A 14,082-nucleotide genomic window follows, 5' to 3' on the forward strand; every position below is an offset into this window, starting at 1 on the left:
AAGAGTGGAAATGATACTAAATTCTTATCTTTGTGGGCAGCTATTAAAGCATGCGCGCAAGATTTTGTTCACCTTAAAAGAAAATACCACAGAATACAAATGCCAAACTGTTACATAGCAGGGTTATTTACTGGTTTTACGCAATGCTATGATTCACTATATAAATAAGACAGCTAATAAAAACCATAAATAAGACCTATATAAAAATTATCTAATAATAAAGCGAGTATGGACATGAGCAAAAAAAATAAATCGACTGAAAGCCAAGCGCCAGAAGCGGTAAGTGACCAGTTTAGTAAGCAAGTCGTCGAGCAGCGTTTGACGCCCAATCCGTTAAATATCTTTGCTATGGACAAAGATACATTGCGCTTGGCGTTAGTCACCGCTCAGTTTGCCCTACGCGCCACGCGGCAGCAAACACCGCCGACTACCAATAAACCAACTGGGCTCTTGGTGCTGGTCAACGGCATGGAGCAAGCGGGCAAGGGCACAGCAGTCACCCAGCTGCGGCAATGGGTTGACCCGCGCTTACTCAAGGTTGAGGCGACTATCGGAGATTGTCCCTTAGAGCATCAGCCGATTTGGCAAGCGCATACCAAAGCGCTGCCACGTCATGGCGATGTGATGGTGTATTTTGGCAACTGGTATGCCGACTTACTCTATAACGTCATGCGCATGGCGACCCTAGATGATGACGATAAGGTGAAAAAAAGTGAAGATAAGAATAATAAGACGCTGAAAAATAACGCCTTGCCTATTGGCCAATGGCAAGACTATTTAAAGCAAGAACTCACCAAACTACAAGCCTTTGAACAAGATCTTGCTGCTAACCAAACCAAACTGCTTAAATGCTGGTTTCATGTCGATATCGAAACCTTGCAGGCGCGGCTAAATGACGATGAAGCTGATCCAGAGTTTTTATATCAAATCGATTGGAAAAGTAAACAGGTCGTCGATACTTTTAATAAGGTAGCAACCGCGCTATTACGCCAGCAGAATGACTGGATTATTATCAATGGTGATGATAAATCAGAGGCTGCCACTCATTTTTGTCATGAAGTATTGCAAGCGATGCAAACCGCGCTCGAAAGCAGTAAAGCAGAAAGCGGTAAAGCAGAAAGTAGTAAAGCAGAAAGTCAGAATATAAAAGAAGCAGCAAAATTCGAGCTTGTAGCAATCCCTAAAATTTTGATAGAGGTTGACGATACCGAGATAGATAAATCTGACTATCATAAAGCGCTTGCCGATAAGCAAGCACACCTTGCCAAATTGCTACGGGCGCGTCAGGGTCGGCACGTGGTCTTTGCCTTTGAAGGGATGGACGCCGCTGGCAAAGGCGGCGCGATCAAAAGGCTGGTTGCGCCACTCGATCCGCGCGAATATCAGATTTATAATATTGGCGCACCGATGCTATATGAATTGCAGCATCCTTATTTATGGCGTTTTTGGACCAAGCTGCCCAATGAGCAAATCGATCGTATCAGCCGTATCGCCATCTTTGATCGTACGTGGTATGGACGCGTATTGGTCGAACGTATCGAGGGCTTTGCGACTGACGCAGAATGGCAGCGGGCTTATGCTGAAATCAATCGTTTTGAAGCAGATTTGGTCGCCGCTGGCACGATAGTTATCAAATATTGGCTCGCTATTGATAAAGAGGAGCAGCTCAAACGCTTTAAGGCGCGCGAAGAGACGCCGCATAAGCAGTTTAAACTGACCGATGATGATTGGCGTAATCGTGATAAATGGGTGGATTATGTGCAATCGGCGGCTGATATGTTGGCACGTACCAATACCAAGGATGCACCTTGGGCAATCATCGCGACTAATGAAAAGCGTCAAGCGCGACTAGAGGTATTAGACCACGCTATTAAACAGCTATCCGCGGCATTGTCTATCACTGCTGATACTAAATAAATGGATGATAAGTGATGGCTCGTATTGAATAGTAATAGTGATAAAGGCTTTATACGAGTTTAAAGGTTAGTATTATTTCTTATTTGAAGTCTTAGGAAAAATTAGCAACAATTTTCTACTAAATAGGCGGCTTTTTTGAGTGATATATTCAAAGTTACAAATCTCGCAATATCATCATGCAATCTGTGTCTATATTTAATATAATAGGCGCGTAATAACTTCTGCCTGCTCACAAAATAGCTGCACAGTCAGAGATGGTATTTATCCTATAAATGTTTTAATTATTAACAACAGATTTTTTATAACCAACGCTATCACTATAAAACCTAAGCCGCAAGCTGCTGTAATCGGATGATTTGGCAAGACTACTTGCGGCTTTATGGCATTTTGTGGCTTAGGTTTTTCGCTGATAGGTGGGCAAGCTTGCGCGTGAATATTTACAAGCACGCAAAACTATCAGGACAATATAGAGCGCAGTAGATAGCAATTTTTTATAACCATATTTTCAAATTCGTACATTCAGAGCAGTATTTCGAGAAACAAATTCAACATAGTAAGTCAAAACCACGTTGCGGACGCGCTATCATAATGTTGGGTGGTGCAAACAATGCCATCGTTAGCGCCGCAACGTCATTAATCACCTATAATTTCAATCAGCTTACGCAGGACGTATCAACGTATGGGTATTAGCAGCAGTTCTACAGGACCAACCAAAGCAGTCGGTTCTATGAGAATCAATCTATTTTTTGCCATTTTACTGATTGCGATGACCGCCTACTTTTTATGGTGGGGTCTAGATTACACCATGCATCAGCAGACGACGCTATTTATCGTAGCGACGGCTTTTGGTGTGTTTATGGCATTCAATATCGGCGGTAATGACGTCGCCAACTCCTTCGGTACTTCGGTGGGAGCAGGGACGTTGACGATTCCGCAAGCTTTGGGTATCGCCGCGATATTTGAAGTGTCGGGCGCGGTACTGGCGGGCGGTGAAGTCACCGATACCATTCGCAGCGGCATCGTTGACTTAGATGGTTTATCGGTTTCGCCCAATCAGTTTATTTATGTCATGCTCTCAGCGCTTATCGCGGCGGCATTTTGGCTGTTGTTTGCCACCAAAAAAGGTTTGCCCGTTTCGACTACGCATGCCATTATCGGTGGCGTCGTTGGTAGCTCTATTGTACTCGGTATCTCTTTAGGTGGTACCGACATGGCACTATCGACCGTCGATTGGGGTACGATTGGAACAATTGCCATCTCTTGGGTCATCTCACCAGTGTTAGGCGGCGTATTTTCTTACCTGTTATACGGCCAAATTAAGAAAAAAATCATTGAATATAATGATAGAACCGAAGCGCATATTGCGACGCTAAAAGACGATAAAAAAACCGTCAAGCAAAACCACAAAGAGTATCTAGAAAGTCTAACCGAGTCAGAGCAATTGGCGTATACCTCAGCGATGCTGCGCGATCAAGAAATCTATAAAGATGATGATTGTGACATCGAGGATTTAGAAACCGATTATTACAAACAGCTTTATAAGATTGAGCACGAACGTAGCAACCTTGATACCCTAAAAGCCCTCAAACAGTGGGTACCGCTCATCGCTGGTGCAGGCGGCGCGGTCATGACCTCTTTGGTGGTGTTCAAAGGCCTAAAAAACGTCAACAGTAACATGACGACGATTCAAGGCTTTTTCATCATGGGTATGATCGCGGCGCTGGTGTGGCTTGCGACCTTTATTTATACCAAAAGTATCCGCGGCAAGCATAAAGAAGATTTGACCAAAGCGACGTTTATTATGTTTAGCTGGATGCAGGTCTTTACTGCTTCCGCCTTTGCCTTTAGTCATGGCTCAAACGATATCGCCAATGCTGTCGGTCCTTTTGCGGCGATTATGGACGTTATCCGTACCAATAGTATAGCGACTGAAGCGGCTGTACCGCCTGCGGTGATGTTGACCTTTGGTGTGGCGCTCATCGTTGGTCTTTGGTTTATCGGTAAAGAAGTTATTCAAACCGTTGGTACTAATCTAGCAAAAATGCACCCAGCTTCAGGCTTTTCCGCGGAATTGGCTGCGGCTGCTGTCGTCATGGGCGCGTCGACCATGGGTCTGCCCGTATCGAGTACGCATACGCTGGTTGGTGCGGTATTGGGGATTGGCATCGTCAATCGTGATACCAATTGGGCGCTGATGAAGCCTATCGGTTTGGCATGGGTAATTACCCTGCCTGCGGCCGCTTCGATGTCGGCTATCAGCTATCTGTTATTAAGTAATATTTTTAAATAAAAGTTTTATCGTTATTTATTATGGTTTTCTATTAATAAATAAAAAACGCTTATCGGCAGCTGCTGATAAGCGTTTTTTTATACAAGTTTGAATGTTTACTCGGTACCAAACTGCTTACGTTTTTTGGCAAAAAAGCGGTCCAATCTGTCCATCGCATCTTCTAAATCATGCAGATTGGGCAAAAACACCAAGCGGAAATGGTCGGGTGCATCCCAGTTAAAGCCGGTCCCTTGTACCATTAAAACGTTTTCTTCTATCAATAAATCCATCATAAACTGCATATCGTCTTTGATAGGATAAACCTCAGGATTCATCTTTGGAAAGCAATAAAACGCCCCTTGCGGCATGGTACAAGAAATGCCTTTTATTGCGTTAAGACGTGAAACGGCTAGTTCGCGCTGCTTTGATAGCCGTCCTGATTTTGAAGTGAGCTCTTTCATACTTTGATAGCCGCCCATTGCCGTTTGAATGGCATATTGCCCTTGAACGTTTGAGCATAGACGCATAGACGCTAGCATATCTAAGCCCTCGATAAAGTCGGCAGCGTGGTCTTTTTTACCAGACACCATCATCCAACCAGCACGGAAACCGGCGATGCGGTGCGACTTTGATAAGCCGTTATAAGACAGCACCAGTACATCATCAGTCAAGGTGCTCATCGGCGTATGCGTCATGTCATCATAAAGAATACGGTCATAAATCTCATCGGCCATGATGATTAAATCATGCTCTTTGGCGACTTCGATAATTTGCAATAACACCTCATCACTATACAGCGCGCCCGTTGGATTATTGGGGTTGATCACCACAATGCCTTTGGTTTTGGACGTAATTTTAGACTTGATATCTTCGATATCAGGATGCCAATTGTCGTCTTCATTACAGCGATAATGTACCGCTGTACCGCCTGCTAAGTTGGCCGCGGCTGTCCAAAGCGGGTAGTCGGGCATTGGCACAAGCACCTCATCGCCATCGTTCATGAGTGCTTGCATGGTCATCACAATCAGCTCAGAAACACCATTACCCAAATATACATCGCGCACATCGACAGCTGATAGCAGACCTTTTGATTGATAATATTGTAAGACCGCTTTACGTGCCGCAAAAATCCCTTGCGAGTCCGAGTATCCTGTCGCTTCTGGCAGGTTCATCGCTACATCGCGCAAAATCTCATGCGGTGCTTCAAGGCCAAACGGCGCAGGGTTGCCAATATTTAGCTTTAAAATGCGCTTACCTTCAGCTTCCATTTTATTGGCTGTTTGCAAAAGCGGACCACGAATGTCGTAGCAAACGTTTTGTAATTTATCGGATTTTTTAATTGGATTCATAGAGTGACCACTTATCGGGTTGGGTTGTAAATTTGCGGTAGAAGTAGGGGCTACGCTTTGCTGCCCAGGGGTTTCGTTTTTATTATGAATATTGGTTGTATTATAAGAATTGATAGGTTGATTTGAATTAGCAACGCTATCCATGTCGTTTTGCAAATCGCCACGTAATAAATAGCCTTCGCTACAGCCTAAGATACGCGCTAGGGTCGGCAGCTTCGATGACACGATACCATTGGTGCCGCGCTCCCAATTAGAAATCGCACCGCGACTCACCTTGGCCCCTGCTGCCGTCATCGCCTGCGCCAATTGTTCGGCGGTCATGCCTTTATCGCGGCGCAGCTGTACCAGTCGTTCGGCTTGCATACTTTGAGAAGTTTGGGAAAATTCGCTATCAGACATTGTTGTTTGAGCCTTTTATTAAAGATAATCTATTCCTAATGCAAGATATTATTGCATACACTTTATTAATGCAAGCCTAAAGACAGAATTTTTATAAAGTTGATATTTAATGCAAGAATAACTTGCAATCTATCGTGATTTTTCAGCAATAAAAAAATGAGCCAAATGCGCGTTTAATAAAATTACAACTTTACTGATTTAGGCGGCAGCGTAATTTGCTATATTTTACTTCTCTATCTCTAATGTTATTTCTTTAAACCTGAAACTTTACACTGCTAGATTGAGGACTTTTATAATCACTACCTTGAATAGTCAGATAATCAGCAGCAGATAAAGCCTAGCGTTTTTATAAAAACGTACGATAAATTGGTCAGTAACTGACATATCGCAAATGAGATAACCAATCATTTAATAAGGATAAAAGATGCAAGACAATCAATTAAGCAAAGAAGAAATCAGCCAATTGACCGACGCAGATTGGAAAGCGCGTTTAAGTGCCGACGAGTATCACGTCATGCGCGAGAAGGGCACAGAGCGTCCATTTACCGGCGTTTATAACGATGTCAATGATAAAGGTATCTACCGCTGTAAAGGCTGCGGTGCCAGCTTGTTTGAGTCGGACAATAAGTTTGACGCCGGTTGCGGCTGGCCAAGCTTCGATCAGAGTATCGATAATAGCGCTATCGATGAGCACGAAGACAATTCACTTGGCATGCGCCGTACCGAAGTGACGTGTAGCAATTGCGGCGCGCATTTGGGACACGTATTCCCTGATGGCCCACGTGAGACCACTGGTATGCGCTACTGTATCAACTCAGTGTCTATCGATTTGGATAAAGCTGAATAATAAGTATTAATATAATCAATGTTTTAGTCAAAGTTAGCATGATAAAAGGGAAGTACGCGGTGCTTCCTTTTTTCTTATCAGTACGCACGTTAATAGTAAAAATAATAAAACAATCAATTTAAGGATGAATCATGAGCACTATTTACGATTTTACCGCTGAACGTATGGATTGCACCTCGCAAGCCTTTGCTGATTATAAGGGCAAAGTATTATTAATCGTCAATACCGCCAGTAAATGCGGCTTTACGCCGCAGTTTGAAGGCCTAGAGGCGCTGTATCAACAATATAAAGAGCAAGGATTAGTGGTGATTGGCTTTCCTTGTAATCAGTTCGGCGCGCAAGACCCTGGGACTAACGAGGAGATTGGCACGTTTTGCCAAAAAAATTATGGCGTCAGCTTTCCAATGATGGCAAAAATTGATGTCAACGGTAAAGATGCGCATCCGATTTTTGATTGGCTTAAAGACCAAAAAGGCGGGCTGCTGACAGATGGTATCAAATGGAATTTTACTAAGTTTTTGATTGGTGCCGATGGGCAAGTGATTGACCGTTATGCGCCAACGACGAAGCCTGAAGCCCTGAAAGCAGATATTGAACAAGCATTAGCGGCCAAATAAATAATAAGCTAGAGAAATTATTAATTTTATGTAAAATATAAAGCCAATAAAAACATAGGTTTGCATAAATTGCTGCTAAATTAAGAAAAAATACGCAAGAAAAAGGCAAATAGGGTTTGACAGCCATGTGTAAATCTATATAATACACACCCACAGAGCGAGGCTTTAGTTAGTTCTCTTCTGTTGAAAGTTATTTAAAGGGTGACAGCTTTGAATGTTAAAACTTTCAGGGAATTCTATTTAAAGGATTTCCCTTGCGAAGCTAAAATTGCAGTGCAATTTTTTAACGCTTTTCAGGGTGATTAGCTCAGTTGGTAGAGCGTCTGCCTTACACGCAGAATGTCGGCGGTTCGAATCCGTCATCACCCACCACTCATTTAGCGAGTGGGTCTTTTAGAAGACGACATGCTAAAGACGACCTAAGCAGCGGTAGTTCAGTTGGTTAGAATACCGGCCTGTCACGCCGGGGGTCGCGGGTTCGAGTCCCGTCCGCTGCGCCATTTTCTGTAGTATTAGAAAACGAATTTAGACTGTTAAGTCTAAGCAAGTTTCGCCTCAAACATTAGATTGTTTGGGGTTTTTTTGTGTCTGCTCATTTTAAATAGTAGCGGCGTGACTTATATTTCTATTGTATGCTGTGCTAATAGCTAAATTTTACATGGCTATTGTTAATAAGGATAGAAAATAACATGGAATATAACCACATACCTAGAGAGCCGTTAGGCTTTTTTCCAACCCCGCTGGTTGAGCTGAAACGATTGAGTCAAGCCTTGGGCGGTCCCAAAATCTATATGAAAAGAGATGACAATACGGGGCTGGCATTGGGTGGCAACAAAACCCGCAAGCTTGAATTTATCCTCGGTGACGCTCTTGCCAAAGGTGCCGATACCATCATCACTGCGGGCGCGATACAGTCAAACCATTGCCGTCAGACAGCAGCGGCGGCGGCAAGCTTAGGACTAGAGTGTCATTTAGTCTTGGGCGGTGAAGAGCCGGAGCAGGCAAATGGCAACCTTTTACTAGATAAGCTGTTTGGTTGTCATATCCACTGGGCAGGCAATCATCGCAAAGGCGAGGACATTCTTAGCATCGTTGAGCAATTAACCAACCAAGGTAAAAACGTCTACGTGGTGCCGTACGGTGGTTCAAGCGAGCTTGGGGCGTTAGCCTTTGTAGAGGCGTTTAAAGAGCTAGAATTGCAGCGTCAAAGCCTGGATATATCCTTGACCCATATCGTATTTGCCTCAAGCTCTGGCGGTACGCAAGCAGGCCTAATGCTTGGCAATAAAATCTTTAACTCACCTTATCAAATCGTCGGTATTAATATTGATAAAAGCGAAACCGATAAAGTCGCCTTTGATCAATATACGCTAGCGCTTGCTAATAGCACGGCAAAATTAATCAAGACAGATTATGAATTTACCGCGTCAGATTTGATTCTTAACTCTGATTATGTTGGCGCAGGCTATGGCGTAGTGGGTGCATTAGAAAATGAGGCGATTGCTTTAACGGCGCAAACAGAAGGGATATTGGTCGACCCTGTTTATACTGGTCGCGCGATGGGCGGACTTATCGATATGATTCGTAGGGGGAAGATTAAGAAAACCGATAGTGTGTTGTTTTGGCATACTGGCGGTGCGCCGGCTTTATTTGCTTATGCCAGCGATTTGGATTTGGCGAAAAAAAGCCGTAAGCCAGAAGTTTGATTGCTTACAACAAGAAATTTGACTTGTTATTGGTTTATAAAACAAGTGCTTATGGGCGCTGATTAAGCCGACTGACAGTAGCAATCAGCGCCACCATAATAACACCCATAATAATAAGAATCCCCGACATCAGGTGCGCTGCTTCATAATTTAGTGCCTCTACTTGCTCATATATCGCAATAGAGACAACCTTGGTCTCACCTGAAATGCTGCCCCCTATCATCAGTACCACGCCAAATTCGCCAATGGTATGCGCAAAACTGATTAAGCCGCCTAGAATAATACCGATACGCGCTTGCGGTAGGACAATTTTTATAAAACGTCTAAGACGGCTAGGCTCTAATAAGCTTGCCACTTCCATTACGCTTTGAGGAATACGCAAAAACTGAGCATAGACGGGCTGAATATAAAAGGGTAAGGAGTAGATGATAGAGCCGATCACCAGCCCTTCAAAGGTAAAAACCAAAGGGCTGATATTATGCTCGATAAGCCATTGTCCAATACCGACGCTCGGGCTGAGTAATAATAATAAATAAAAACCAATGACGGTAGGGGGCAAAACAAGGGGCATCGCAATGATGCCCATCAATAGAATCTTTATGCGCCCAACGATATTTCCGCGGCTAGGCTTGGCAAGCCAATAGGCGAGTGGCGTTGCAAATAACAATAAGCAAAGGGTGGTAATGCTGGCAAGCTTGATGCTTACCCATACCGGCAGCAGCATGTCTGAAATAAGAAACTGGGACGTCATAGCGTGATTATCTATCTACCTTTTATCCAGTGCGCCACTGATAGGACATTATTTATGATGCCATGTTATTTATAGATAGCTTGCCTTGATAACGTGTCACTTATGTCACTTATGTCACATTTCACTTATTTCACGAAGGCAAGCATATCAAGGGCTAAAGTACTCACTTGAGCAAACCTAAGCCGTACCTATTCTTTCGATAGATTGCTGCAAACAAGCTACTTAACAGCCAAATAACCCGCTTTAGCAAAATAAGCCTGTCCAGCAGGCGAGCGCAGGTAATCAGTAAAATCTGCTGCGCTAGCAACATCGGTAATAACGATACCGTCCTGCAGGATAGCAGGATAAGAGTCGGCTGGTAAAATATAAAATTGCTCAGGCGTCGCTTTGATGGCGGTCACTTGCGACTGGGCGACAAAGCCATAATCGACATTACCTGTGTGGGCATATTGAAAGGCTTGGCCAATATTTTCCGCCTGAATGATGCGCTTTTGTGCCGTTAGAGAGTCGTAAAGGTTCTGTGCTTGTAAATAAGCCTTGGCAGATTCGCCATAAGGCGCAAGCTCAGGGTTGGCAATAGTAATTTTCGTCTTGTCATCACGCTTTAATAACTCAGTCAGTGTACTCTGATTCAAACTATCAACCGGCTTGGCCGCGCTATAAATGGAGAGTTGACCTTGAGTATAGGTAAACGGCGTCCGACTGCTGTCACCTTTAAACATATCATCGACCAATTTGGCCGGAAACTCTTGGTTGGCTGCTAAGAAAATATCGTAAGGTGCGCCGGCAGTGATTTGCGAATATAGCTTACCTGAAGAAGCAAAGGTAACCTCGATCTCTTGATTGGGCAGGTTCTTATCTTTTTTATAACCTTCGATGATTTCAGGCAATACGTCCGATAAATTGGCGGCGGCAGCAATGCGAATGGCTTCACTAGGTTGAGTGGTCTGTGGTGCGTTTTCTGTAACCACTGCGGTTTCATTAGGGCTGTTTTCTTGGCTACAAGCGCCTAGTGCCAAAGCCAAGCACGCGGATGCGCCCAATGTTGCTATCGATTTATACCGTTTTAAATAAGAAAAATTGGTAATGGGTTGATGCTGAGCATTTGATAGTTTTGATTGCATAACCTACATCCTCTACTTTAAAAAAAGAACAATAGTCAGTAAAAATGAATAATTTTGCAGTATACATCAGTTTTTTATAGTTATTGGCTTAATTATTTTCTAAACGATATGCATATCACGACTACCTATTTTTCATCAATGTTATTGAGTGAGTCATCATTAATTAACCGTTAATTAACCATTATTGCTCAGCCATTTTGAAGAATCATCTTGATAGTACTCCTGTTTCCACACCGGAATATCGGCTTTAATGGTATCTAATATCCAGCGGCAAGCGTCAAAAGCAGGATAGCGATGGGCAGAAACCACACCAACCCAAACCGCTACATCGCCAATCTCTAGCGCGCCAATGCGATGGATAGCAATGGCATCGAGAATCTCAAAGCGCTTTTTGGCCTCTTTGATGATGGCGCGGCCTTGATTGATGGCCAAATCTTCATAGCCATAGTAGGTTAGACGATTGACGCTTGTGGCATTATTATGGTTGCGTACGCGGCCTTCAAAGCAGACAAAGGCGCCGCAGCTGTCATTATCGAGCGTTTTCTTAAGGCGACTTTCGTCAATATCGGTATCTAACAGCGCAAAACCATCACGTTCAGCGATGAGGTACGCTTCATCGATACTGCGTTTAATGCTCATCGATTGGCCATGTACGTTGTCTGTCATTTTTTCTGCCTATTATTTAGCAATTTCGTTTAACAAGATTTTTAACTTTTAAGCATCGCGTAAAGTCACGACGCTCATAAAAAGTAGATTGATAAAAAAGGATAAATGAGTAGGTTAATAAAAAGCTATGTTAAATTAACCACCAGCAACTGGCGTGATAAAAACCACACTATCGCCATCATAAATCTCATCCGTCCACTTGGCAAAATAGTCATTTACCGCCACCCGTAGCTCCGACTGCGGACGGCTAAAACGATGCTTTTGGCGCAGCTGCTCATAGAGTTCGGTCAATGAAGTCGACTGTGGCACCGTGATTTTTTCTTCATGGCAATTGGCTTCATCGGCTAAGCTGGCAAAATATAAGACGTTGATATTCATCATGGTTTCTAACTTAGAGTCTGTATTGCTTTCTACTATGCTGCTCATAGCAATCTCCCTTATTTATAAACTGCTTGTTCACTGTCTAACGGTATGCTTTTCAGAACTTTATTTTTTTAAATCATTCTTACTTATGCTGATAGTCGGATTTACCGCCAGTTTTTTTCATGAGATGGATATTATCAATCACAATGTCATGCGAGATGGCTTTGGTCATATCATAAATGGTCAAGCAGGCGACGCTAACGGCGGTTAATGCTTCCATTTCCACCCCAGTTTTATGAGTGACTTTCACGGTGGCGGTTACGGTAATGCTATGATGGGCATCATCGTATGCAAAGCTTAGACCAATTTTATCTAAGGGCAGGGGGTGACAAAGGGGAATCAGGTCGTGGGTGCGTTTGGCTGCCATGATACCAGCAATATGAGCGGTTTGAGTAATGCTGCCTTTTTTGGTCATACCATCAGCAGCTTTGATTTGCTTATAGATGTCCGCAGGAAAAACGACCTGTCCGCTTGCATGGGCTTCTCTGGTACTAGCCGTTTTACCACTCACATCGACCATGGTGATATCACCGTCGCTATCTAGATGCGATAAGCCAGACTGGTTACTTGGTAGCTTAGTCGCTTGGTTGTTGTCTTTTTGACTATCGCTATTCATTCTTTATTTCTCTTAAAGGGCTCATTTTTCTTAAAGTTGCTTTCTTTAACCAAACCTTTAAATAAACCTTTTTATAAGTTGTTCAAGGCTAAACAAGCACGGGCAAAATCTTTAGGCGTATTAAAATTGGTTAACGCTTGCCATGCTTTGGTAAAGGGTACAGGCTGCACAATCGGCTTAATAAATTTCATTACTTGCCGCTGTCCGTCGTCAATATATTGCTTTAACTCAGTCTCAATACTTAAACGATATAAACCTAATAATGGATATAAATGACTGTCATCGGTCAGGCAAATGACAGACTTGTCGTCAGCTTGCGTGATATAAGGTTGCAGTTTTTGCCATAAATCGCTGATAGGAATCAAGCTATCACAGCTAATGACCAGTAGCCAAGATTGCTGCCAGTTTGCGTTTTTCGTTAATGGGTTTGAACTTGCCAAACGCTTTAATGATTGCAGCGCTGCTTCAATCGCTACCAACGCGCCGCCGGTTTCAATCGGTTTATCATCTTTTTTAGAAACACTTTTACTAGAAAGAGTGTTAGTAGAAAGATAATCAGTAATATGGAAAATTGGCGACGGCAGTTTTTTCTTAGACAAATCTGCATTGACGCTAAAACCACGTCCGTTATCAGCAATCATAATAGGTAGATTGCTCATCATCGCAGCGCTTAATTCAAGCGCTTGTCTGACATGATAATCAAGCAAACGCTCAGCTGTTGGCAAGATAAGCTCAGCTTTTGGCGACCCCATACGTTTGGAGGCGCCGCCTGCTAAGATAACGATACCGGCTAAGCGGCTGAGTTCATCAGCTTTGATTAAGCTGTCTGCAACTTCCAGCATCAATCAATCGTGGCCTGGATTGGTGCGCATAAAGTGCGGCACAAAGTTACAAGGACGCGTGCGGCTATCGAGCTGCTCTTGTAAGATACCTTCCCACGCAGTGCGGCAAGCACCTGATGAACCGGGCAGGCAGAAGATACCCGTACCGTTTGCCATACCAGCCACGGCGCGAGATTGAATCGTCGACATGCCAATATCGTCTTTTGAGATTAAGCGGAACATTTCGCCAAAACCATCAACCGCTTTATCAAACAAGACGCCAACCGCTTCTGGCATACTGTCGCGGATATAAAAACCAGTACCGCCTGTGGTAATAATAGCGTGCACATCTGGGTCGGCAATCCAGTTACTAATGACGGCTCTGATTTTATAAATATCATCAATTATCAGCTGACGATCTGCCAGCTGATGTCCTGCTGCGGTCAGTTGATCGACCAAATATTGCCCTGAAGTATCTTCTGCAAGAGTACGACTGTCAGAAACCGTTAAGATGGCGATATTAAGCGGGGTAAAAGGTGCTTGCAGCTTACTCATGAATGTTCCTTAATAAATACGC

At 43.5% G+C, this 14,082-nt stretch carries 13 protein-coding genes and 2 tRNA genes; 7 read left to right on the forward strand and 8 right to left on the reverse strand.

The annotated features are described in order from the left end of the window. Positions 1 to 234 precede the first annotated feature (234 nt). Positions 235 to 1,917, forward strand: a complete 1,683-nt coding sequence (locus RAH45_RS03905) for an ATPase (protein WP_306495558.1) — start codon at positions 235 to 237, stop codon at positions 1,915 to 1,917. 679 nt (positions 1,918 to 2,596) lie between these two features. After that, on the forward strand, positions 2,597 to 4,207 hold the full coding sequence (locus RAH45_RS03910; RefSeq protein WP_102077809.1) for an inorganic phosphate transporter: 1,611 nt from the start codon (positions 2,597 to 2,599) through the stop codon (positions 4,205 to 4,207). 95 nt (positions 4,208 to 4,302) lie between these two features. Here the strand turns inward: RAH45_RS03910 and RAH45_RS03915 are convergent, their stop codons facing one another. After that, positions 4,303 to 5,934: an aminotransferase class I/II-fold pyridoxal phosphate-dependent enzyme gene (locus RAH45_RS03915; protein ID WP_193031737.1), complete on the reverse strand. Its 1,632-nt coding sequence runs from the start codon at positions 5,932 to 5,934 to the stop codon at positions 4,303 to 4,305. Between the two features lie 424 nt (positions 5,935 to 6,358). On the opposite strand from RAH45_RS03915, the gene msrB reads away from it, so the two are divergent. From msrB to RAH45_RS03940, 5 genes are all read left to right on the forward strand, one after another. Further along, a complete protein-coding gene (gene msrB / locus RAH45_RS03920) occupies positions 6,359 to 6,781 on the forward strand; it encodes a peptide-methionine (R)-S-oxide reductase MsrB (RefSeq protein ID WP_068404968.1) in 423 nt (140 codons plus the stop codon). A 131-nt stretch (positions 6,782 to 6,912) separates the two neighbouring features. Next, the gene (locus RAH45_RS03925) at positions 6,913 to 7,398 is read left to right on the forward strand and encodes a glutathione peroxidase (protein ID WP_306495559.1); all 486 of its coding nucleotides are present in this window, start codon (positions 6,913 to 6,915) and stop codon (positions 7,396 to 7,398) included. 296 nt (positions 7,399 to 7,694) lie between these two features. Further along, a tRNA-Val gene (locus RAH45_RS03930) sits at positions 7,695 to 7,770 on the forward strand. A gap of 51 nt (positions 7,771 to 7,821) precedes the next feature. Beyond that, positions 7,822 to 7,898 (forward strand) — tRNA-Asp (locus tag RAH45_RS03935). Between the two features lie 189 nt (positions 7,899 to 8,087). Further along, positions 8,088 to 9,104: a D-cysteine desulfhydrase family protein gene (locus RAH45_RS03940; RefSeq protein WP_306495561.1), complete on the forward strand. Its 1,017-nt coding sequence runs from the start codon at positions 8,088 to 8,090 to the stop codon at positions 9,102 to 9,104. 49 nt (positions 9,105 to 9,153) lie between these two features. On the opposite strand, the gene modB is transcribed toward RAH45_RS03940, so the two are convergent. The 7 genes from modB to moaB all read right to left on the reverse strand — a co-directional run bounded on the left by modB (position 9,154) and on the right by moaB (position 14,060). After that, complete coding sequence (gene modB / locus RAH45_RS03945) at positions 9,154 to 9,855, reverse strand: molybdate ABC transporter permease subunit (protein ID WP_068404973.1); 702 nt, start codon at positions 9,853 to 9,855, stop codon at positions 9,154 to 9,156. Positions 9,856 to 10,073: 218 nt separating this feature from the next. Continuing rightward, the gene (modA, locus tag RAH45_RS03950; protein ID WP_082894282.1) at positions 10,074 to 10,979 is read right to left on the reverse strand and encodes a molybdate ABC transporter substrate-binding protein; all 906 of its coding nucleotides are present in this window, start codon (positions 10,977 to 10,979) and stop codon (positions 10,074 to 10,076) included. Between the two features lie 174 nt (positions 10,980 to 11,153). Continuing rightward, positions 11,154 to 11,645, reverse strand: a complete 492-nt coding sequence (locus RAH45_RS03955) for a molybdenum cofactor biosynthesis protein MoaE (RefSeq protein WP_068404974.1) — start codon at positions 11,643 to 11,645, stop codon at positions 11,154 to 11,156. Positions 11,646 to 11,780: 135 nt separating this feature from the next. Then, a complete protein-coding gene (locus tag RAH45_RS03960) occupies positions 11,781 to 12,071 on the reverse strand; it encodes a MoaD/ThiS family protein (RefSeq protein WP_193031743.1) in 291 nt (96 codons plus the stop codon). A 79-nt stretch (positions 12,072 to 12,150) separates the two neighbouring features. Then, positions 12,151 to 12,684, reverse strand: coding sequence for a cyclic pyranopterin monophosphate synthase MoaC (gene moaC, locus RAH45_RS03965; protein WP_373429175.1), 534 nt, complete (start codon positions 12,682 to 12,684; stop codon positions 12,151 to 12,153). 71 nt (positions 12,685 to 12,755) lie between these two features. Beyond that, a complete protein-coding gene (locus RAH45_RS03970) occupies positions 12,756 to 13,526 on the reverse strand; it encodes a molybdenum cofactor guanylyltransferase (RefSeq protein WP_193031747.1) in 771 nt (256 codons plus the stop codon). Between the two features lie 3 nt (positions 13,527 to 13,529). After that, positions 13,530 to 14,060, reverse strand: a complete 531-nt coding sequence (gene moaB, locus RAH45_RS03975; protein WP_193031749.1) for a molybdenum cofactor biosynthesis protein B — start codon at positions 14,058 to 14,060, stop codon at positions 13,530 to 13,532. Between the last annotated feature and the right edge of the window lie 22 nt (positions 14,061 to 14,082).

The organism is Psychrobacter sp. van23A, assembly GCF_030845275.1.
Taxonomy (GTDB): domain Bacteria; phylum Pseudomonadota; class Gammaproteobacteria; order Pseudomonadales; family Moraxellaceae; genus Psychrobacter; species Psychrobacter faecalis.